An 18,956-nucleotide genomic window follows, 5' to 3' on the forward strand; every position below is an offset into this window, starting at 1 on the left:
AAGTTATCGGCCATGGCAACGGCGCCCAGTGTCTCGTACTCGATGACCGTTCGGCTCGAAGTACCGGCGAGCGGAACGGCGGTCAGTCAGCTCACCACCGTGGTCGAGTCCTCCGGGGGATCGGTCACCGGCCTCGACGTCACCGCGTCGGGACACGAGAAGCTGCGCATCGACGTGACCATCGCGGCGAGTTCCACCGCGCACGCCGACGAGATCGTGCAGAAGCTCCGCGGCATCGAGGGGGTCGCCCTCGGCAAGGTCTCCGACCGGACCTTCCTCATGCACCTGGGCGGCAAGATCGAGATGTCGTCCAAACACCCGATTCGCAATCGCGACGACCTGTCGATGATCTACACGCCGGGCGTCGCCCGCGTCTGCACCCAGATCGCGGGCAACCCGGAGGACGCCAGGCGCCTCACCATCAAGCGCAACAGCGTCGCCGTCGTCACCGACGGGTCGGCCGTCCTCGGGCTCGGCAACATCGGCCCGCACGCCGCGCTCCCCGTGATGGAGGGCAAGGCGGCGCTGTTCAAGCGGTTCGCCGGCATCGACGCCTGGCCGCTGTGCCTCGACACCCAGGACACCGACGCGATCGTCGAGATCGTGAAGGCCATCGCGCCGGGCTTCGCCGGCATCAACCTGGAGGACATCTCCGCGCCCCGCTGCTTCGAGATCGAGGCGCGGCTGCGGGAGGCCCTCGACATCCCCGTCTTCCACGACGACCAGCACGGCACCGCCATCGTCGTCCTCGCCGCCCTCCACAACGCGCTGCGCGTCGTCGGCAAGGACCTCGCGCAGGTCCGGGTCGTCATGTCGGGCGCGGGCGCCGCGGGCACCGCCATCCTCAAGCTGCTGATCGAGGCGGGCGTCCGGCACGCCGTCGTCGCCGACATCCACGGCGTCGTGCACGCGGGCCGCCCCGACCTCGTCGACGCCGACCCCGACTCGCCGCTGCGCTGGATCGCCGACAACACCAACCCCGACGGCGTCACCGGCACCCTGCGCGACGCCATCGCCGGTGCCGACGTCTTCATCGGCGTCTCGGCCCCCGACGTCCTGGACGCGTCGGACGTCGCCGCCATGGCTGACGACGCCATTGTGTTCGCGCTCGCGAATCCGGACCCGGAGATCGACCCGGCCATCGCCCGCCAGACGGCGGCCGTCGTCGCCACCGGCCGTTCGGACTTCCCGAACCAGATCAACAACGTCCTGGTCTTCCCCGGCGTCTTCCGCGGCCTGCTGGACGCCCAGTCGCGGACCGTCAGCATCGGGATGATGCTGGCCGCCGCCCGGGCGCTCGCCGATGTCGTCGGCGAGGACGAGCTGAACGCCAACTACATCGTGCCCAGCGTCTTCAACGACCGCGTGTCCGGCGCCGTGGCCGGGGCCGTCCGCGAGGCCGCGCAGGGCTCCGGTGCCGCGCCCGCGTCCCTGCCGGGTCCGGCGGAGGGCTGAGCGGCGCCCGGCCGGCGCACCGCGCGCCCGGGTGCCGCGTGCCGCCATCCGGCGGCGAGTCGCGTCCCCGGGCCGCTCCGGCGCGCCGTAGGGTGGCCCGGAGGCAGAGCCTCGGGACCGTCACCGCGGTGGGGCGTGCACGCTCTTCGTGTGACCTCCCGGGCGCGGATTGGCCTTCGCGGCACTCGTGGGGGCAGGATGCGTCCCGGGCGCGAGGGGGCCGGCCCGGCAGGGCAGACCCGGGTCCAGGGACTGTCAGTGGGCCCTGGCAGCATCGGCTTCGATCGCACGCCTCATAGGCACGTTGAACACGGGAGTACGTAATATGAACCGCAGTGAGCTGGTGGCCGCTCTGTCCGAGCGCGCCGAGGTGACCCGGAAGGACGCCGACGCTGTGCTGGCGGCCCTGGCCGAGACCGTCGGGGAGGTCGTCGCCAAGGGCGACCAGAAGGTCACCATTCCCGGTTTCCTGACCTTCGAGCGCACTCACCGTGCGGCTCGCACCGCCCGCAACCCGCAGACCGGCGAGCCCATCAACATCCCCGCCGGGTACAGCGTGAAGGTGTCGGCCGGCTCCAAGCTGAAGGAAGCCGCCAAGGGTCAGTGACCCGAGTGACGCGTGTGACGTCATGACGGCGCCCTGAGCGTCGCGGAAAGGGGTGGCTCCCGGAGTCCCGGGAGCCACCCCTTTCGTTGTCGTGCGGTGTCGTCCTGTGTCGTGCCGCGCGGGCGCGGGAGGTCAGACGCGCTCGACCTTCGCGCCGAGGTCCTCCAGCTTGTTGACGAAGTTCTCGTAGCCGCGGTTGATGAGGCCGATGCCGTGCACCGTGGAGGTGCCCTGCGCCGCCAGCGCCGCGATCAGGTAGGAGAAGCCGCCGCGCAGGTCCGGGATGACGAGGTCGGCGCCCTGGAGCGTCGTCGGCCCCGACACGACGGCGGAGTGGAGGAAGTTCCGCTGGCCGAAGCGGCACGGCGTCCCGCCGAGGCACTCGCGGTAGAGCTGGATGTGCGCGCCCATCTGGTTCAGGGCGCTGGTGAAGCCGAGCCGGGACTCGTACACCGTCTCGTGCACGATCGACAGGCCCGACGCCTGCGTCAGCGCCACCACGAGCGGCTGCTGCCAGTCGGTCTGGAAGCCCGGGTGGACGTCCGTCTCCAGGGCGATCGCGTTCAGCGGGCCGCCGGGGTGCCAGAAGCGGATGCCGGCGTCGTCGATCTCGAACGCGCCGCCCACCTTCCGGTAGACGTTGAGGAACGTCATCATCTCGCGCTGCGTCGCGCCCTTGACGTAGACGCTGCCCTTCGTGGCCAGCGCGGCGCTCGCCCAGGAGGCCGCCTCCAGGCGGTCGGGCAGGGCGCGGTGCGTGTAGCCGCCGAGCCGGTCGACCCCCGTGATGCGGATGGTGCGGTCGGTGTCCATGGAGATGATGGCGCCCATCTTCTGCAGGACGCAGATGAGGTCCTCGATCTCCGGCTCCACGGCCGCGTTGGACAGCTCGGTGACGCCCTCGGCCAGGACGGCCGTCAGCAGCACCTGCTCGGTCGAGCCGACGGACGGGTAGGGCAGGCGGATCTTGCAGCCGCGCAGCCGCTGCGGCGCCTCCAGGTACTGGCCGTCGGCGCGCTTCTCGATCGTCGCGCCGAACCTCCGCAGCACGTCGAAGTGGAAGTCGACCGGCCGGCCGCCGATGTCGCAGCCGCCGAGGCCGGGGATGAACGCGTGCCCGAGCCGGTGCAGCAGCGGACCGCAGAAGAGGATGGGGATGCGGGACGACCCGGCGTGCGCGTCGATGTCGGCGACGTTCGCGCTCTCGACGTGCGACGGGTCGAGGATCAGCTCGCCCGGCTCCTCACCGCTGCGGACGGTGACACCGTGGAGCTGGAGCAGCCCGCGGACGACGCGCACGTCGCGGATGTCCGGGACGTTGCGCAGGCGGCTGGGGCCGCTGCCGAGCAGGGCCGCGACCATGGCCTTCGGCACCAGGTTCTTGGCGCCGCGGACCCTGATCTCCCCCTCGATCGGGGTGCCGCCGTGGACAAGCAGTACGTCGTCGGTCATCGAACTCACGATCTCCGGGTGGGTCGGGGACCCCGCGTGCTCGGACCGATGATCCGCACCGATCCGCAGGAACTGGCAGGAAAATGGTAGTGCGCCGTACCGCGCCGCCGTGTGACCGGCCGCCCTGCCGCGGCCCGAGGCCGACTCTCCCCCTTACCCCGGCGATGCGGAATCATGGCCCCATGACCGAGGAGTCCTCCCTCACCGGGCGGCTGCTGGTGGCCACACCGGCGCTGTCCGACCCGAACTTCGACCGTTCCGTCGTGCTCCTCCTCGACCACGACCGTGAGGGAGCCCTCGGGGTCGTCCTGAACCGGCCCACCCCCGTCGGCGTGTCCGAGGTGCTGGAGGGCTGGGCCGACCTCGCGGGCGAGCCGGGGGTCGTCTTCCAGGGCGGCCCGGTCGCCCTGGACGCGGCCCTCGCGCTGGCCGTCGTCCCCGGCCGCGGGCCGCTCGGCTGGCGCCGGGTGCACGGCTCGATCGGCCTCGTGGACCTGGACGCGCCCCCGGAGGTCCTCGCCGCCGAGCTGGGCAGCCTCCGCGTCTTCGCCGGCTACGCGGGCTGGGGACCGGAGCAACTGGAGCGCGAGCTGGACGAGGGCGCCTGGTACGTCGTGGACTCGGAGCCGGGCGATGTGTCGGCGCCCCGGCCGGAGGGGCTGTGGCGGGCCGTCCTGCGGCGGCAGCGGGGCACCCTGGCCCTGCTCGCGACATATCCGGAGGACCCGTCGCTGAATTAGGCTTGGGATCCATGAGCACTCTCGAGCCCGAACGCGGAGCGGGCACCGGCACCCTCGTCGAGCCCGTCCCGCAGACCACGCACGGCGACGGCGACCACGAGCGCTTCGCCCACTACGTCCAGAAGGACAAGATCATGGCGAGCGCGCTCGACGGGACCCCCGTCGTCGCGCTCTGCGGCAAGGTGTGGGTGCCCGGCCGCGACCCGAAGAAGTACCCGGTGTGTCCGATGTGCAAGGAGATCTACGAGTCGATGGGCTCGTTCGGCGGCGGCAAGGACGGGAAGGGCGGCAAGGGCGGCAAGTGACGCCCGGGGCCGTCCCCTCCGCCGCGCGGGCACGCCCGCGCCGCCCCCCGCGCGCGTCCGCCGCGCCTCTTCTCCGCACCCGTTCCCGGCCGCCGCGCCCCGGCGGCCGGGAGCACGGCCCGCCCGCCGCGCCGCGGCGGTGACGGGCGCCCCGCGCATGCCCCGATCGGGTGAGAGCGGCGTCCCGCCGCGTCCTCGGGCGGCCCCGCCAGGCCCCCGCACGGACCGCCCGTGAATCTGTGCCAGAGTTGCCACGTCCCGGCCGCGAGGACGTACCGTACGGCTGGGCAGCCGGGACACCGGAAAGGGGCAGCAGGATTGAGCACGCACGCACCGCACGCACCCGACTCGGCGCGGCTCGTCGCGCTCCCGGCCACGCTCGACGACGCCGTCGCGGCGCTCGCCGAGGTGCCGGCGGCGGTCCCCGTGGCCGGCGGCACCGATCTCATGGCGCAGGTCAACGCCGGGCTCCTCCGTCCCGCCGCCCTCGTCGGCCTCGGCCGGCTCGCCGAGCTCCGCGGCTGGGCCTACCAGGACGGTCACGCGCTGCTCGGTGCCTGCCTCACGCACGCCCGGATGAGCCGCCCCGACTTCGCCGCCCTGATCCCGGCGCTCGCCACCGCCGCCCGCGCCGCCGGCCCCCGCAGGTGCGCAACGCCGGCACCCTCGGCGGCAACATCATGACGGCGGCGCCATCGGGCGACACCCTGCCCGTCCTCGCCGCCCTCGACGCGACCCTGCTGGTCGCCGGTCCCGGCGGCGAGGGCCGCCAGATCCCGGTCAGCCACCTCCTGGCGGGCCGCGACCGCCTCCGCAGGGGAGAGCTGCTCGCCCACGTCCGCGTGCCGCTGCTGCACGCGCCCCAGGCGTACCTGCGGGCCACCACGCGGACCGGCCCGTCCCGCGCCACGGCGTCCGTCGCCGTCGTCCTCGACCCGGTGCACCGCGAGGTGCGCTGCGCGGTCGGCGCCGTCGCCCCCATGCCCCTGCGCCCGCTGGACGCCGAGCAGTGGGTCGCCTCCCTCGTGGACTGGGACGGCGAGCGCGGGCTCACCCCGGAGGTGCTCGAAGCGTTCGGCACCTACGTGGGCATGGCGTGCATCCCGGACCCGGAACCGCCGGCCGACGGCGGCGAACATCCGCAACTCACCCCCGCGCTGCTCCACTTGAGGCGTACGGTGGCAACACTGGCCCGCCGTGGACTCGGAAGGGCTCTCGTATGAGCAACGACCAGCAGCCCGAACCGACCGCTCCGGGCGGCCCCCCGGGGGGCTGGGGCGGCGAGTACGACCCGGACACCACCGCCTTCATAGAGCTGCCCGGCGGATACCCGGACCGGGCCGGCGGGGAGCCCCTGGCCGCCCCGGGCACGGGTACGAGCCGCCGGTCATCGACGAGCCGACCGCGCCCCCCGCCCCCGCCACGGCGAACCCCACCACCGACCCGGGCGACACCGGGGCCTGGACCATGCCGTTCGCGCACGGGGGCGCTCCCGGCGGGGCACCGCCCGCCGCACCCGCGCACGGGCTGCCCCCGGCCGGGCCGCCGCGGCGATGGGCCAGGGCGCGGCGCTCGCGCAGGGCCGCCGTCCCCCGGGCGCGGCCGACGGCGCCGCCCCGGTGCCCGCCGCGCCGTGGACGCCCGACCAGGCCGGGCCGCCGCCGCTGCCGGAGCCGGGGACCGCCCCGCCGGCCGCGCCCCCGTCCCGCGCCGACGCGGACCCGGTCCCCGCCGCGCAGGACGGCGCGCCGGCGGCCGACCGCAGCGACCACCCCGAGGTCGGGTACGTCCTGCGGGTGAACGGCGTCGACCGTCCCGTCGCCGGCGCGTGGATCGGCGAGTCCCTGCTGTACGTCCTGCGGGAGCGGCTCGGCCTCGCGGGCGCGAAGGACGGGTGCGCGCAGGGCGAGTGCGGCGCGTGCTCGGTGCAGGTGGACGGTCGGCTGGTGGCCGCCTGCCTCGTGCCGGCGGCCACGGCGGCCGGCGCCGAGATCAGGACCGTGGAGGGCCTCGCCGGGAACGGCGCCCCGTCCGACGTGCAGCGCGCCCTCGCGGGCACCGCCGTCCAGTGCGGCTTCTGTCTCCCCGGCATGGCGATGACCATCCACGACCTGCTGGAGGGCAACCACACCCCCAGCGACCTGGAGACGCGCGAGGCCCTGAGCGGCAACCTCTGCCGCTGCACGGGTTACCGCGGGATGCTCGACGCCGTGCGCGCCGTCGTGGCGGAGCGGGCCGCCGCCCACGAGGCGGCCGACGCGGAGCGGCAGGCGCAGTCGTCGGCCGTGCCGCGCCAGCGGGGTCCGCAGGGCGGCCGTCCGTCCGGGGAACAGGGGTGACGCCCCGGCGGCGTACGGACGCAGGGGTTGAAGGGGATGAAAGGGCAACGCCATGACTGACCGGGCCGCCGACACCGCCGCCGCCATCACCGTCGCCCCTGGCGTGGCCGCACAGGCGGTCACGAGGCCCCCGGGCGCGCCCGCGCACGGCCTCGGCTCCTCCCTCGCGCCGTCCGACGCGTGGGCCAAGGCGCAGGGCACCCACCCCTACACCGCCGACCTGTGGGCCGAGGGGCTGCTGTGGGCCGCCGTGCTGCGCTCCCCCCACCCGCACGCGCGGATCAAGCGCATCGACACGGCGCAGGCCGCCGCGATGCCCGGGGTGCGTGCCGTCATCACCCATGAGGACGTCCCGGGAACCGGCGGGCTCGGCCGGCACGTCGCGGACCGTCCGGCGCTGGCGTCCGAGGTGGTGCGCTACCACGGCGAGCCGGTGGCCGCCGTGGCCGCCGACCACCCGGAGACGGCGCGGCTCGCGGCCGCGGCCGTGGTCGTCGAGTACGAGGTGCTCGAACCGCTGACCGACCCCGAGAAGGCGTTCGAGGCCCCGCCCGTCCACCCCGACGGCAACCTCGTGCGGCACATCCCGCTGCGGTACGGCGACCCGTCGGCCACCGGCGAGGTCGTCGTCGAGGGGCTGTACCGCGTCGGGCGGCAGGACCCGGCGCCGATCGGCGCGGAATCCGGGCTCGCGGTGCCGCGCCCGGACGGCGGGGTCGAGGTCTACGCGGCCGTGACCGACCCGCACACCGACCGGGACCGGCTGGCCGCCTGCCTCGGGCTGGCCGCCGAGCAGGTCAAGATCTGCGTGACCGGGGTCCCCGGCTCGCTCGGGGACCGGGAGGACCTCGGGTTCCAGGTGCCGCTGGCGCTGCTGGCGATCCGCACGGGCAGCCCGGTCAAACTCGCGGCGACGCGGGAGGAGTCGTTCCTCGGCCACGCGCACCGGCACCCGACGCTCCTGCGCTACTGGCACCACGCCGACCGCGAGGGCCGGCTCGTCAAGGTCGAGGCGCAGCTCCTCATGGACGCGGGGGCGTACGCCGACGACTCGGCCGAGGCCCTCGCGGCGGCCGTGTCGTTCGCCGCCGGACCCTACAAGGTCCGAAACGCCGTCATCGACGGCTGGGCCGTGCGGACCAACAACCCGCCCTCCGGCTACCTGCGCGGCGAGGGCGCCATGCAGGTGTGCGCCGCCCACGAGGGCCAGATGGACAAGCTGGCCGCCCGCCTCGGGATCGACCCCGCCGAACTGCGCGCGCGGAACGTCCTCGCCACCGGCGACCCGCTGCCCACCGGGCAGGCCGTCACCTGCCCGGCGCCCGTCGCCGCCCTGCTCGACGCGGTGCGGGGGGCGCCGATGCCCGCGCTGCCGAAGGACGGGCCGGTCGAGGAGTGGCTGCTCCCCGGCGGTCCGGACGGCGCGGGGGACCCCGGAGCGGTGCGGCGCGGCGTCGGGTACGCCCTCGGCATGGTGCACATGCTCCGCGCGGAGGGCAGCGACGAGGTCGCCACCGCCACCGTCCGCGTCGAGGGCACGGTCGCGACCGTGCTGTGCTCGGCCGTGGAGAGCGGGCAGGGTTTCGCGACGCTGGCCCGGCAGATCGTGCAGGACGTCCTCGGGGTGGACGAGGTGCACGTGGCTCCCGTGGACACGGACCTGCCGCCGGCCGGTCCCGGCGGGCGGGGGCGGCACACCTGGGTGTCGGGCGGCGCGGTCGAGCGGGCGGCCCGGATGGTCCGTACGCAGCTCCTCCAGCCGCTCGCCGCGACGTTCGGCATGTCGGCGGAACTGCTCGACATCGCCGACGGGAAGATCACCTCGTACGACGGTGTGCTGAGCACCACGGTCGCCGAGGCGCTGGAGGGCAAGGAGCTGTGGGCGACCGCGCAGTGCCGCCCGCACCCGACGGAGCGGCTGAACGAGGCGGGGCAGGGGGACGCGTTCGTCGGCCTCTCCTTCGCTGCGATCCGGGCCGTGGTCGACGTGGACGTGGACCTCGGCGCCGTGCGGGTCGTGGAGATGGCCGTCGCGCAGGACGTCGGGCGAGCCCTGAACCCGCGGCAGATCGAGGCGCGCATCGAGGCGGGCGTCCTGCAGGGCGTCGGCGCCGCGCTCACCGAGCACCTGCGGGTGGTGCGCGGCATGGTGCGGCGGCCCGACCTGGCCGGATACCCGCTGCCGACCGCCCTCGACGCGCCGGACGTGCGGGTCGTGGCGCTGCTGGAGGAGCGGGACGTCGTCGCGCCGTTCGGCGCCAAGGCGGTCAGCGCGGTGCCGGTCGTGGTCTCGCCGGCCGCGGTGGCCGCCGCGGTCAGGGCGGCCACCGGCAGGCCCGTGAACCGGCTGCCGATCCGGCCGCAGAGCGCCGTCGGCGGCGCCTGAGACCGGCCCCGGCCCGTCCGCGCCGCCGCGCGCGGACGGGGACCGGGACCCGGGACGGACGGATATCGGTCCCCGGTCCATGGGCAGCGGGGCACCCGACTCCTTACCGTTGCCGCATGCGTGAGACCCATGCCGGCGAGGGAGCCGGCGACGACACCGCTGTGCCGCCCCCGGCCGCGTCCCCCGCCGCTGCCGCCGGCCCCGCGCCGGGGCGCGCGGAGGGCGTGCTGAGCGCCCCCTACCGCGCGCTCACGCTGGGCTGCGTCAGCACGATCCTGCTGATCGCGTTCGAGGCGATGGCGGTCGGCACCGCGATGCCGGCCGCCGCCGAGGCGCTGGACGGACTGTCCGGGTACGCGTTCGCCTTCTCGGCCTTCTTCACGACGAGCCTGCTCGGCATGTCGCTGTCCGGGCAGTGGTGCGACCTGCGGGGGCCGGTCGGCCCCGTGGTCGCCGGCATCGCGACGTTCTCCGCCGGGCTCCTGCTGTCCGGGACGGCGGGGGCGATGTGGGTGTTCGTCGCCGGCCGCGCCGTCCAGGGCATCGGCGACGGCCTCGTCATCGTGGCGCTCTACGTCGCCGTGCGCCGGGCCTACCCGGAGCGGCTGCGGGCCGCCGCCCTCGCCGCCTTCTCCGGGGCCTGGGTGGTGCCGAGCCTCGTCGGGCCGCTGATCGCGGGCACGGTGACCGAGCGGTTCGGCTGGCGCTGGGTGTTCCTCGGCGTCACCGTCCTCGTGATCGCGCCGCTGCTGGTGATGCTGCCCGCGCTGCGGCGGCAGGCGTCGGGACCGCCCGAGGGCGGGGCGGCGCCGTTCGACCGCCGGCGGTTCTCCCTCGCCTGCGCGCTGGCCGTGGGCGCCGGGCTCGTCCAGTACGGGGGGCAGGAGCTGCGCCTCGTCGCGCTCGTGCCGCTCGCCGCCGGGCTCGTCCTCATGGTGCCCACCGCCGTACGGCTGCTGCCGCGCGGCACCTTCCTGGCCGGGCGCGGACTGCCGTCCGTGATCGCCCTGCGCGGCCTCCTCTCCGCCTCCTACCTCGCCACCCAGACCTTCGTCCCCCTCATGCTCGTCACACGGCGCGGGCTGTCGTACACGGAGGCCGGCTTGGCGCTGGCCGCCTCCGGCGCGCTGTGGGCCATCGGCTCGTGGACCCAGGCCGGGCCGCGCGCGGAGCCGTACCGGCTGGCGCTCGTGCGGGCCGGCACGGTGCTGCTGGCGGCCGGGACGGCGGCCACCCCGCTCGTCCTGCTCGACGCGGTGCCGGTGTGGCTGCCGGCGGTCACCCTCGGGGTCGCCGCGTTCGGCATGGGCCTGGTCGTGTCGACGCTCGGCGTGCTGGTGCTGCGGCTCTCCTCGCCGGAGGAGGCCGGCGGGAACGTCGCGTCGCTCCAGGTGTGCGACAGCCTCGGCAACGTCGTGATGCTCACCCTGGTCGGCAGCGCGTTCGCGGCGCTCGGCGGCGACGCGTCGGCGGCCGCGCGCGACGACGCGCTCCAGGGCGCCGTGGGACCCGGCGCGTTCGTCGCCGTGTTCGCGCTGACCACCTTCGCGGCGCTGGTCAGCATCCTCGTGGCGGGGCGCCTCGCCCCGCCGCGCACGGCCGGCTGACCGGCCCCGCGGCGGCCGGATGCGGCCGCCCGGCCCCCCGTCCGGCGCGGGCTCTCGGTTAGGCTGACGCGGTCGCCAGCCCACCGCCGACCCGCACCGTGAGGACCGTGACCAGCCCCGCACCGTCCACCGCCCATGCCTCGCACCACCTGTCGCCCGCCTTCCCCGGCCGCGCCCCCTGGGGCACGGCGGGCAAGCTGCGGGCCTGGCAGGAGGCCGCGATGCAGGAGTACCTGCGGCTCCAGCCGCGCGACTTCCTCGCCGTCGCGACCCCGGGCGCCGGCAAGACGACGTTCGCCCTCACCCTCGCGTCGTGGCTGCTGCACCACCATGTCGTGCAGCAGGTGACCGTCGTCGCGCCGACCGAGCACCTGAAGACGCAGTGGGCCGAGGCGGCGGCGAGGATAGGAATCAGGCTCGACCCCGCGTACAGCGCCGGGCCGCTGGGCCGCGAGTACGACGGCGTCGCCGTCACGTACGCCGGTGTCGGCGTCCGGCCCATGCTGCACCGCAACCGCAGCGAGCAGCGCAAGTCCCTCGTCATCCTCGACGAGATCCACCACGCCGGCGACTCCCGCTCCTGGGGCGAGGCGTGCCTGGAGGCGTTCGAACCGGCCACGCGCCGCCTCGCCCTCACCGGCACGCCGTTCCGCTCCGACACGAACCCCATCCCGTTCGTGGCCTACGCCGAGGGGCCGGACGGCGTGCGCCGCTCCGTCGCCGACTACACCTACGGCTACGGCAACGCCCTCGGCGACGGCGTCGTGCGCCCCGTCATCTTCCTGTCGTACAGCGGCAGCATGCGCTGGCGCACCAAGGCGGGCGACGAGGTGGCGGCCAGGCTCGGCGAGCCCATGACGAAGGACGCCACCTCCCAGGCGTGGCGCACCGCCCTCGACCCGAAGGGCGACTGGATGCCCGCCGTCCTCGGCGCGGCCGACCGGCGGCTGACCGAGGTCCGCCGCTCCATCCACGACGCGGGCGGCCTCGTCATCGCGAGCGACCAGGAGTCGGCGCGGGCGTACGCCAAACTGCTGCGCGAGATCACCGGCCACGGCGCGACGCTCGTCCTGTCCGACGACGCGGGCGCGTCCGGGCGCATCGAGGAGTTCCGGACGTCCGACGACCGCTGGATGGTCGCGGTGCGCATGGTCTCCGAGGGCGTGGACGTGCCGCGCCTCGCGGTCGGCGTCTACGCGACGACGATCTCGACGCCCCTGTTCTTCGCCCAGGCGGTGGGCCGGTTCGTCCGCTCCCGGCGGCGTGGCGAGACCGCGTCCGTCTTCCTGCCCACGATCCCGACGCTCCTCGGCTTCGCGCACGAGCTGGAGGTCGAGCGCGACCATGTGCTCGACCGGCCGAAGAAGGACGCGGCGGAGGACCCGTACGCCGAGGAGGAGGCGCTGCTGCGGGACGCCGAGCGGGAGAAGGACGAGCCCGACGGCGAGCAGGACCAGCTCCCGTTCGAGGCGCTGGAGTCCGACGCGGTGTTCGACCGGGTCATGTACGACGGCGCCGAGTTCGGCATGCAGGCGCACCCGGGCAGCGAGGAGGAGCAGGACTACCTCGGCATCCCCGGCCTCCTCGAACCCGACCAGGTGCAACTGCTGCTCCAGCGGCGGCAGGCCCGGCAGATCGCCCACAGCCGCCGCAGGCCGGACCAGGAGGCCGACCTCGTCGAACTGCCCGCCGAGCGGCGCCCTGTCGTCACGCACCAGGAGCTGATGGAACTGCGCCGCGAGCTGAACTCACTGGTCGGCGCGTACGCCCACCAGTCCGGCAAGCCGCACGGCGTCATCCACACCGAGCTGCGGCGCACCTGCGGCGGGCCGCCCACGGCCGAGGCGACGGCCGGGCAGCTCAAGCAGCGGGCGGCCAAGGTGAGGGAGTGGGCGACCCGGATGCGGTGACCCCGCCGTGGGTGGAGGCGCCGCGGAGCCGTGGGGTAGTGTCCGGCCGTACCGGGGTGGGAGCGCGACCATGGAGCGGGCCGTCCGGTACGCACCCGATGGAGCGTCATGCCCGGATAGTGGACGCCCCTACCGGCCGCCGGGCACCCGGGGATACGTTCCGCACACGTGAACGCCCGGTGTCAGCGTCGCCCCGGTGCGCAGCGGCTCGTTGCTGGGTCAGGACCCGTGTGTGCTGCCCGCGGGACCGGCGGCGCACCGCGACACCGAAGGGGGGCGCGGCCGTTGACCGCGGAGACCTCTCAGACACTTGACCGGGGACTGCGTGTCCTCAAGCTCCTCGCCGACACCGACCACGGGCTGACCGTCACCGAGCTGTCCCGGCGGCTCGGGGTCAACCGCACGGTCGTCTACCGCCTGCTCACCACCCTGGAGCAGCACGCCCTCGTCCGCCGGGACGCCGCGGGGCGCGCACGGGTCGGCGTCGGCGTCCTCGGGCTCGGCCGCCAGGTCCACCCGCTCGTGCGCGAGGCGTCCCTGCCCGCGCTGAGCGCCCTGGCCGAGGACACCGGCGCCACCGCGCACCTCACCGTCGCCGACGGCCCCGACGCCCTGACCGTCGCGGTCGTCGTCCCGGCCCGGAGCGGCCGGCACGTCCCCCGCCGAACGGGCTTCCGTGAGGCGCTGGGCGACGGCGCCGCCGGGCAGGCCATCCTCACCGGCCGCTGCAAGGACATCGACGACGAGGACGGCTTCGTCCTGACGCGCGCCGAGCCGCAGTCCGGCACGGCCGGTGCCGCAGCCCCGCTGCCCGGCGAGTGCGGCATCGAGGGCAGCGTCGGCGTGGTCATGCTCCGCGACGCCGTACCGCCCGGCGTCGGTCCCCGGGTGGTCCGGGCCGCCCAGGAGGTCGCGGCCGCCCTGCGTTAGATTCGCTGCCATGCCCGCCGCCCAGACCGCATCGCCCGCCCCGGCGTCCCCGCCGGACCGGCGCACCGGCCCCCGCCGCCCGCTGCTGCTCGCCGTCTGCGGCGCGCTCCTCGCGGCGCTGCTGGCCGTCGCCGCCTTCGCGCCGCTGCCGTTCACCCTGACGCTGCCGGGTGAGACGGCCGACGTCCTCGGCGAGCGGGGCGGCGAGCCCGTCATCACCATCAGCGGCGCGCCGGTGCGCGAGACGGAGGGCGAGCTGCGTCTCACCACCATCAGCGCCACCTCGCACGACACCACGCTGCGTCTGCTCGACGTCGTCCGCGGCTACTTCGCCGACGACCGCGCCGTCCTGCCGCGCGAGGCCGTCTACCCCGTGGGCGACACCCCGGAGGAAATCGACGAGCACAACACCGCCGAGATGCGGCAGTCGCAGAACTCCGCCGTCACCGCCGCCCTCACCTATCTCGGTCTCGACGAGGACGAGGTCACCGTGGACCTGACGCTCGAAGGGGTCGGCGGCCCGAGCGCGGGGCTGCTGTTCTCCCTCGGCATCGTCGACCTGCTCGACGGCGACGGCGAGGGCGGCGACCTCACCGGCGGCGCCACGATCGCCGGCACCGGGACGATCGATGCCGAGGGCCGCGTCGGCGCGGTCGGCGGCGTGGCGCTGAAGACGCAGGCGGCCCACCGCGACGGCGCCACCGTCTTCCTCGTGCCGCAGGACGAGTGCGACGACGCGACGGACAACGCGCCCGACGGGCTGCGGCTGATCCCGGTCGCCTCCCTCGAAGGCGCGGTGGACGCGCTGCGCGACCTCGCGGCGGGGGAGTCCGTGCCGTCCTGCTGAGGCCGGGTACGAGGCCGCCCCCGCGAGTGCAGGTCGCGGGGGCGGCTCGTGGGGGGTGGTGTCGTCAATGATGCCCTCGAACCGGGGGTTTCACGCCCCCCGGTGCGGCCTCACCGCCTGCCGTCCCCCGAGTCGTCCGCCGGACGGGCCGTCAGCAGGGCGTACAGGACCTCGTCCGCGTCGATGCGGTCCGACTCCTCGCCCGGCGGGACGGCCCGCAGCGTGCGCTCCAGCCACTCCGCCACCTCAGGCGCGGACGCCCGCAGCAGCGCGTCCCCGTCCGGCGACCGCAGTGCGAGGAACAGCGACCGCCGGTGCTGCGGCCCGCTCGGCCACACCCGGACGTCGCCCTCGCCGCACGCCCGCTCCACGCCCTCCACGAGCAGATCGCGCCCGAACGTCCAGTGGACCGGGATGTCCGACCCGATGTGGAACGTCATGTGCACCGCGTACGGGTCGTCCGCCCGGTACACGAGCCTCGCGGGCACGGGGACGCTGCGCTCCGGCGAGAGCACCAGCTCGACCTCGAGCTCCCGCGCGATGATGGTGACCACGATGTGCTCCCTCTCTCCTGTGCTTCCGTACGGCCGCCCGGCGGCCCGCACGGGGATACAGAGGGGACGGCCCGAGGTTCATTACGCGGCTTCCCGGGATCCGCCGACCCATCCGCCCTTCCGGGCCGGCCCGCTCCCGCCCCTCCGGCGCGCCGGACCGTAATCCGCTGGACCGGCCGCGGCGGCCGACGGAGAGTGGACCGCATGCCCTCCTCCCTCCCGCCCCCGGTGCGCGCCCCGTTCCTGCCCGGTCTCGAACTGTCCCGGATCCTGTACGAGGAGGCCGTCGGTCCGCTGCTGGAGGAGGCACACCCCGGCCTGCCGTACGCCGCCGCCCGCGTCGGCACGGGCTCGGAGGTCCTCGGGTTCGACTCGCCGCGCTCGGCCGACCACGAGTGGGGGCCGCGCCTCACGCTGTTCCTCACCGCGCGGGACGCCGCCCGCCACGGCGAGGCCCTGCGCACCCTGTTCGCCGAGCGCCTCCCGAAACAGATCCGCGGCTGGCCCACCCACTTCGCGGCGAGCGCCGACCCCCTCGACCCGGTCGGCAGGATGGCGCCGACGGACGGCCCGGTCGACCACCGCGTCGCCGTCACGGACGTCGGCACCTGGCTCGCCGTACGCCTCGGGCTGCGGGGCGCCGGGCCGACCGTCGAGGACTGGCTCGCCATGCCGCAGCAGCGCCTCGCCGAGGCCACGTCCGGCGCCGTCCTGCACGACGGCACCGGCGAACTCACCGCGGCCAGGCGGCGGCTGGCCTGGTACCCCGAGCAGGTATGGCGCTACCTCCTCGCCTGCCAGTGGCAGCGCGTGGCGCAGGAGGAGGCGTTCCCCGGGCGCTGCGCGGAAGCGGGCGACGACCTCGGCGCCGCGGTCGTCGCGGGGCGGCTCGTCCGCGACCTGATGCGCCTGTGCCTCCTGCTGGAGCGGCGTTACGCGCCCTACAGCAAGTGGCTCGGCAGCGCGTTCGCCCGGCTGCCGGTCGCGGGACGGCTCACGCCCGTCCTGCGCGGCGCGCTCGCCGCGACCGGTCCGGCCCTGCGGGAGCGGCACCTGTGCGAGGCGTACGGGATCGTCGCCGGCCTGCAGAACGACTCGGGGCTCGCGCCGCACCTCGACCCGTCGCCGCGCCCCTATCACCAGCGCCCCTATCTGGTCCTCGGGGCGCGGCGGTTCGCCGAGGCCCTGCGCGCCACCCTCACCGACCCCGGCCTGCGGGAGCGGCCGCTGACCGGAGCCGTCGACCAGTGGGCGGACAGCACCGACTTCCTCGAACTGCCCGCCGGCGACCACCGTCCCCCGCGCGGAACCGGAGGCGCGCCGCACGCGTGATCACAGCCGGGGCGGGCTCCGCCGCCACCGTCCCCGTACGACGGGTAACCCGGTCGGCCCCCCGGCGACTAACATGCTTACCCGGCAGGGCGACAGACGACCGTACGGACGAGGAGATTCGGACCGCGTATGAGCTCCCCACCCGCAGGGCAGGCCGGCGGCGGCCCGGGACCCAACTGGTATCCGGACCCGTCCATCCCCGGCTACATCCGGTACTGGAACGGCACGTCGTGGGTGCCGGGCAGCAGCCGGCCCGAGCCGCGCGCGGGGGAGCCGGTGCCCACGCCGCCCACCGGTTCGGCCCAGCCGGCCCCCGGTCCGGTCACGGACGCCCCGAAGCACGAGACGCAGCCGTTCTTCTTCGACGAGGACGAGGACCGGCCGTCCGGCGGGTCCGGCGCGCAGGAGCCGCGCATCCCGGGGCAGGCGTCGGGCAGCGCGCTGCCGGAGCTGCGCGGGCGCGGCGAGGTCACGCCGGCGGGCGGACAGGGCGCCGGCTGGGGCTCGGACGAGGACGTCAGCGCCTCGCCCTCGGCGTCCCGCGGGCCCGGCGCGGGTGATCCGCGCGGGCCGCTGGGCGGTTCGCCGGCGGGCGGTTCGCCCGTCGTCCCGGAGCCGCAGGCCACGCCCGAGCCCGCGCAGGAGCCGAAGACGGCCATGCTCCGCCGGCTCGACACCCCCGACCCGTCCTGGGAGCGCCAGGTCCACGACCTCGCGCGGCAGGCCCCCGGCACCCCGCCGCAGGGCGCGCCCAACCCGCCCGCCCAGCAGCAGCCGCCCGTGGCGCAGCAGCACGCCGCTCCGCCGCAGCCGCCCGTCCAGGCCAGCCCGCCGCAGGGCGTTCCCGCGCAGACGCCGCCCGGTTACGGGTACCCGCATCCGGGCGCCCAGCAGCGGCCCACCCCGCCCGGCGGTTACGGCTACCCGCAGGCCGGCGCGCCCGCAGCCCCCGTCGGCGGCTACGGCTATCCGCACGCGGGCCAGGGCGTGCCGGGGCAGCAGGTCCCCGGCCAGGTCGGCCACGCGCAGTCGCCGTTCCTCCAGTCGCACGAGGGCGCGCCGCTCACGATGGCCCGCCGTCTGGTGGACCCGGGCCGCCCGTACCCGGCCGGGCTCGGCAGGCGTCTGACGGGCCGTGTGGTGGACGTGCTGCTGCCCCTCGCCGCCGCGGCGGGCGTGGCGTGGCCGCTGGCCGGCAGCGCGCGCGACCACATCCAGGAGCAGATCGACGCGGCCGAACGGGCCGGTGTCACGAAGCAGATCTGGCTCATCGACGGCACCACGGCGCTCTACGCGGGCATGGTCCTCGGCGTGTTCCTCGTCGTCGGCGTCCTGCTGGAGGCGTTGCCGACCGCGCTGTGGGGCACGACGCCGGGCAAGGGCGTCGCGGGCACCCGCGTCCTCGACATGGAGCGCCAGGAGAAGCCGACGTTCGGCAGGGCGCTGCTGCGCTGGCTCGTGTGGACCGCGACGTCCCTCACGGTGGTGCTGGCCCTCGTCAGCATGATCGTGGGCGCCAGGGACCGGCCGTGGCGCCAGGCGTGGCACGACAAGGCGGGCCGGACGTTCGTCGCGGGGCGGAAGAACCGTCCCTCCGAGTCGCCGGGCTGACCCCGGGCGGCCCAGTGCCGTGACCCGATCGCCCGGCGCCGGATGCGCCGGGCGCCGGGCCGGGGTGCACTGGGCCCATGACGACCGATCAGACGCCGCCCGGCGGCGGGGACGACGACCCGCGCAGGGACCGTGCGTCCGGTGTGCCGCCGGGGGGCTCCCCCGGCGGGGAGCCCGACCTGCCCAAGGCCCCGCCGCCCGGTGACCCGTTCGCCGCCAACTCGTACGGCGGCGCGCAGGGGGCCGTCGACCCGCTGGCCGGTATGCCGCCGCTGCCCTCGCGGTTGCGCCGCCTGGTCGCGCGCGTCATCGACGCGATCGTGGTGGGCGTGCCGGTGTCGCTGATCCTGTGGCCCCTGCGGGGCGACGCGTACTGGGACGAGAGCGCGGGGGGCAGCGGCTCGTGGACCCAACAGGCCATCCTGCTGCTGGTCTACTTCATCTACGAGGGCCTGATGCTCAGCGCCCGCGGCCAGACGCTCGGCAAGATGGCGGTGCGCATCCGGGTGGCGATGCTGGACGACGGCGCCGTGCCCCGTGGCAACGCCGCCTGGAACCGCGCGGCCGTCTACTCGCTGCCGCAGCTCGTGCCGTGCATCGGGTTCCTCTTCTGGCTGTTCAACGTGCTGTTCTGCACGTGGGACCAGCCGTACCGGCAGTGTCTGCACGACAAGTCGGCGCGCACCGTGGTCGTCACCACGGTCTGACGGTCCGTCGGAGGAATGCCCCGGGAGCACCGGGCCCACCATCCGCGTGCTTGGCGCCGTCGGCAGTGGCACCCCTACAAACGATCTTCCCGGACGCCCTGTCGCGCGGTGTCATCACGCGATTGCGAAAGGTGCTCGATGGGTCATCGCCGCAGGTCAGAGTATGTTTTTCTG

General features: G+C 75.4%; 14 protein-coding genes and 2 pseudogenes. 14 read left to right on the forward strand and 2 right to left on the reverse strand.

The genetic code is table 11. The annotated features are described in order from the left end of the window. Positions 1 to 12: 12 nt before the first annotated feature. Together EMA09_RS19740 and EMA09_RS19750 are read left to right on the forward strand one after the other, a co-directional pair. Positions 13 to 1,455 (forward strand): NAD-dependent malic enzyme, encoded by a 1,443-nt coding sequence (locus EMA09_RS19740; RefSeq protein WP_129842332.1) that lies wholly within the window; start codon positions 13 to 15, stop codon positions 1,453 to 1,455. Between the two features lie 325 nt (positions 1,456 to 1,780). Further along, complete coding sequence (locus tag EMA09_RS19750) at positions 1,781 to 2,062, forward strand: HU family DNA-binding protein (RefSeq protein WP_052848357.1); 282 nt, start codon at positions 1,781 to 1,783, stop codon at positions 2,060 to 2,062. 132 nt (positions 2,063 to 2,194) lie between these two features. On the opposite strand, the gene murA is transcribed toward EMA09_RS19750, so the two are convergent. Beyond that, positions 2,195 to 3,514, reverse strand: coding sequence for a UDP-N-acetylglucosamine 1-carboxyvinyltransferase (gene murA, locus EMA09_RS19755; protein WP_129842333.1), 1,320 nt, complete (start codon positions 3,512 to 3,514; stop codon positions 2,195 to 2,197). Between the two features lie 182 nt (positions 3,515 to 3,696). Between murA and EMA09_RS19760 the strand changes: the two genes are divergently transcribed. The 9 genes and pseudogenes from EMA09_RS19760 (at position 3,697) to EMA09_RS19800 (ending at position 14,578) form a co-directional block, all read left to right on the forward strand. Then, positions 3,697 to 4,254, forward strand: a complete 558-nt coding sequence (locus tag EMA09_RS19760; protein ID WP_129842334.1) for a YqgE/AlgH family protein — start codon at positions 3,697 to 3,699, stop codon at positions 4,252 to 4,254. Positions 4,255 to 4,265: 11 nt separating this feature from the next. Next, positions 4,266 to 4,559 carry a DUF3039 domain-containing protein gene (locus EMA09_RS19765; RefSeq protein ID WP_129842335.1) on the forward strand — a complete coding sequence of 98 codons (294 nt, stop codon included), beginning with the start codon at positions 4,266 to 4,268 and terminating at the stop codon, positions 4,557 to 4,559. Between the two features lie 318 nt (positions 4,560 to 4,877). Further along, positions 4,878 to 5,782: pseudogene (locus tag EMA09_RS19770) on the forward strand (FAD binding domain-containing protein). A gap of 561 nt (positions 5,783 to 6,343) precedes the next feature. Next, positions 6,344 to 6,958 (forward strand): annotated as a pseudogene (locus EMA09_RS19775) ((2Fe-2S)-binding protein); the annotation flags it as partial. Then, a complete protein-coding gene (locus EMA09_RS19780; RefSeq protein ID WP_129842336.1) occupies positions 6,951 to 9,284 on the forward strand; it encodes a molybdopterin cofactor-binding domain-containing protein in 2,334 nt (777 codons plus the stop codon). The pseudogene EMA09_RS19775 and the gene EMA09_RS19780, both read left to right, overlap by 8 nt. Before the next feature lie 116 nt (positions 9,285 to 9,400). Continuing rightward, positions 9,401 to 10,891 carry an MFS transporter gene (locus EMA09_RS19785; protein ID WP_129842337.1) on the forward strand — a complete coding sequence of 497 codons (1,491 nt, stop codon included), beginning with the start codon at positions 9,401 to 9,403 and terminating at the stop codon, positions 10,889 to 10,891. A 107-nt stretch (positions 10,892 to 10,998) separates the two neighbouring features. Next, positions 10,999 to 12,801, forward strand: a complete 1,803-nt coding sequence (locus EMA09_RS19790) for a DEAD/DEAH box helicase (protein WP_129842338.1) — start codon at positions 10,999 to 11,001, stop codon at positions 12,799 to 12,801. Positions 12,802 to 13,086: 285 nt separating this feature from the next. Beyond that, positions 13,087 to 13,731, forward strand: a complete 645-nt coding sequence (locus EMA09_RS19795) for a helix-turn-helix domain-containing protein (RefSeq protein ID WP_129842339.1) — start codon at positions 13,087 to 13,089, stop codon at positions 13,729 to 13,731. Between the two features lie 10 nt (positions 13,732 to 13,741). Further along, the gene (locus EMA09_RS19800; RefSeq protein WP_129842340.1) at positions 13,742 to 14,578 is read left to right on the forward strand and encodes a S16 family serine protease; all 837 of its coding nucleotides are present in this window, start codon (positions 13,742 to 13,744) and stop codon (positions 14,576 to 14,578) included. A 110-nt stretch (positions 14,579 to 14,688) separates the two neighbouring features. Here EMA09_RS19800 and EMA09_RS19805 read toward each other — a convergent pair whose 3' ends face one another. Beyond that, entirely contained in the window at positions 14,689 to 15,132 is a 444-nt protein-coding gene (locus tag EMA09_RS19805; protein ID WP_129842341.1) for an SsgA family sporulation/cell division regulator, read from the reverse strand. 204 nt (positions 15,133 to 15,336) lie between these two features. Here EMA09_RS19805 and EMA09_RS19810 point away from each other — a divergent pair, with 204 nt between their 5' ends. The 3 genes from EMA09_RS19810 to EMA09_RS19820 all read left to right on the forward strand — a co-directional run bounded on the left by EMA09_RS19810 (position 15,337) and on the right by EMA09_RS19820 (position 18,782). After that, positions 15,337 to 16,464 carry a DUF4037 domain-containing protein gene (locus EMA09_RS19810; protein WP_129842342.1) on the forward strand — a complete coding sequence of 376 codons (1,128 nt, stop codon included), beginning with the start codon at positions 15,337 to 15,339 and terminating at the stop codon, positions 16,462 to 16,464. A 129-nt stretch (positions 16,465 to 16,593) separates the two neighbouring features. Further along, positions 16,594 to 18,075: an RDD family protein gene (locus EMA09_RS19815; RefSeq protein ID WP_129842343.1), complete on the forward strand. Its 1,482-nt coding sequence runs from the start codon at positions 16,594 to 16,596 to the stop codon at positions 18,073 to 18,075. Between the two features lie 77 nt (positions 18,076 to 18,152). Continuing rightward, positions 18,153 to 18,782 (forward strand): RDD family protein, encoded by a 630-nt coding sequence (locus EMA09_RS19820; protein ID WP_129842344.1) that lies wholly within the window; start codon positions 18,153 to 18,155, stop codon positions 18,780 to 18,782. Positions 18,783 to 18,956 lie beyond the last annotated feature (174 nt).

Source organism: Streptomyces sp. RFCAC02 (genome assembly GCF_004193175.1).
GTDB lineage: Bacteria > Actinomycetota > Actinomycetes > Streptomycetales > Streptomycetaceae > Streptomyces.

Coding starts and splice junctions, on each gene's coding strand:
- EMA09_RS19740 (WP_129842332.1), top strand. CDS start 13: ATGGCAACGGCGCCCAGTGTCTCGTACTCGATGACCGTTCGGCTCGAA.
- EMA09_RS19750 (WP_052848357.1), top strand. CDS start 1,781: ATGAACCGCAGTGAGCTGGTGGCCGCTCTGTCCGAGCGCGCCGAGGTG.
- murA (WP_129842333.1), bottom strand. CDS start 3,514: ATGACCGACGACGTACTGCTTGTCCACGGCGGCACCCCGATCGAGGGG.
- EMA09_RS19760 (WP_129842334.1), top strand. CDS start 3,697: ATGACCGAGGAGTCCTCCCTCACCGGGCGGCTGCTGGTGGCCACACCG.
- EMA09_RS19765 (WP_129842335.1), top strand. CDS start 4,266: ATGAGCACTCTCGAGCCCGAACGCGGAGCGGGCACCGGCACCCTCGTC.
- EMA09_RS19780 (WP_129842336.1), top strand. CDS start 6,951: ATGACTGACCGGGCCGCCGACACCGCCGCCGCCATCACCGTCGCCCCT.
- EMA09_RS19785 (WP_129842337.1), top strand. CDS start 9,401: ATGCGTGAGACCCATGCCGGCGAGGGAGCCGGCGACGACACCGCTGTG.
- EMA09_RS19800 (WP_129842340.1), top strand. CDS start 13,742: ATGCCCGCCGCCCAGACCGCATCGCCCGCCCCGGCGTCCCCGCCGGAC.
- EMA09_RS19810 (WP_129842342.1), top strand. CDS start 15,337: ATGCCCTCCTCCCTCCCGCCCCCGGTGCGCGCCCCGTTCCTGCCCGGT.
- EMA09_RS19815 (WP_129842343.1), top strand. CDS start 16,594: ATGAGCTCCCCACCCGCAGGGCAGGCCGGCGGCGGCCCGGGACCCAAC.
- EMA09_RS19820 (WP_129842344.1), top strand. CDS start 18,153: ATGACGACCGATCAGACGCCGCCCGGCGGCGGGGACGACGACCCGCGC.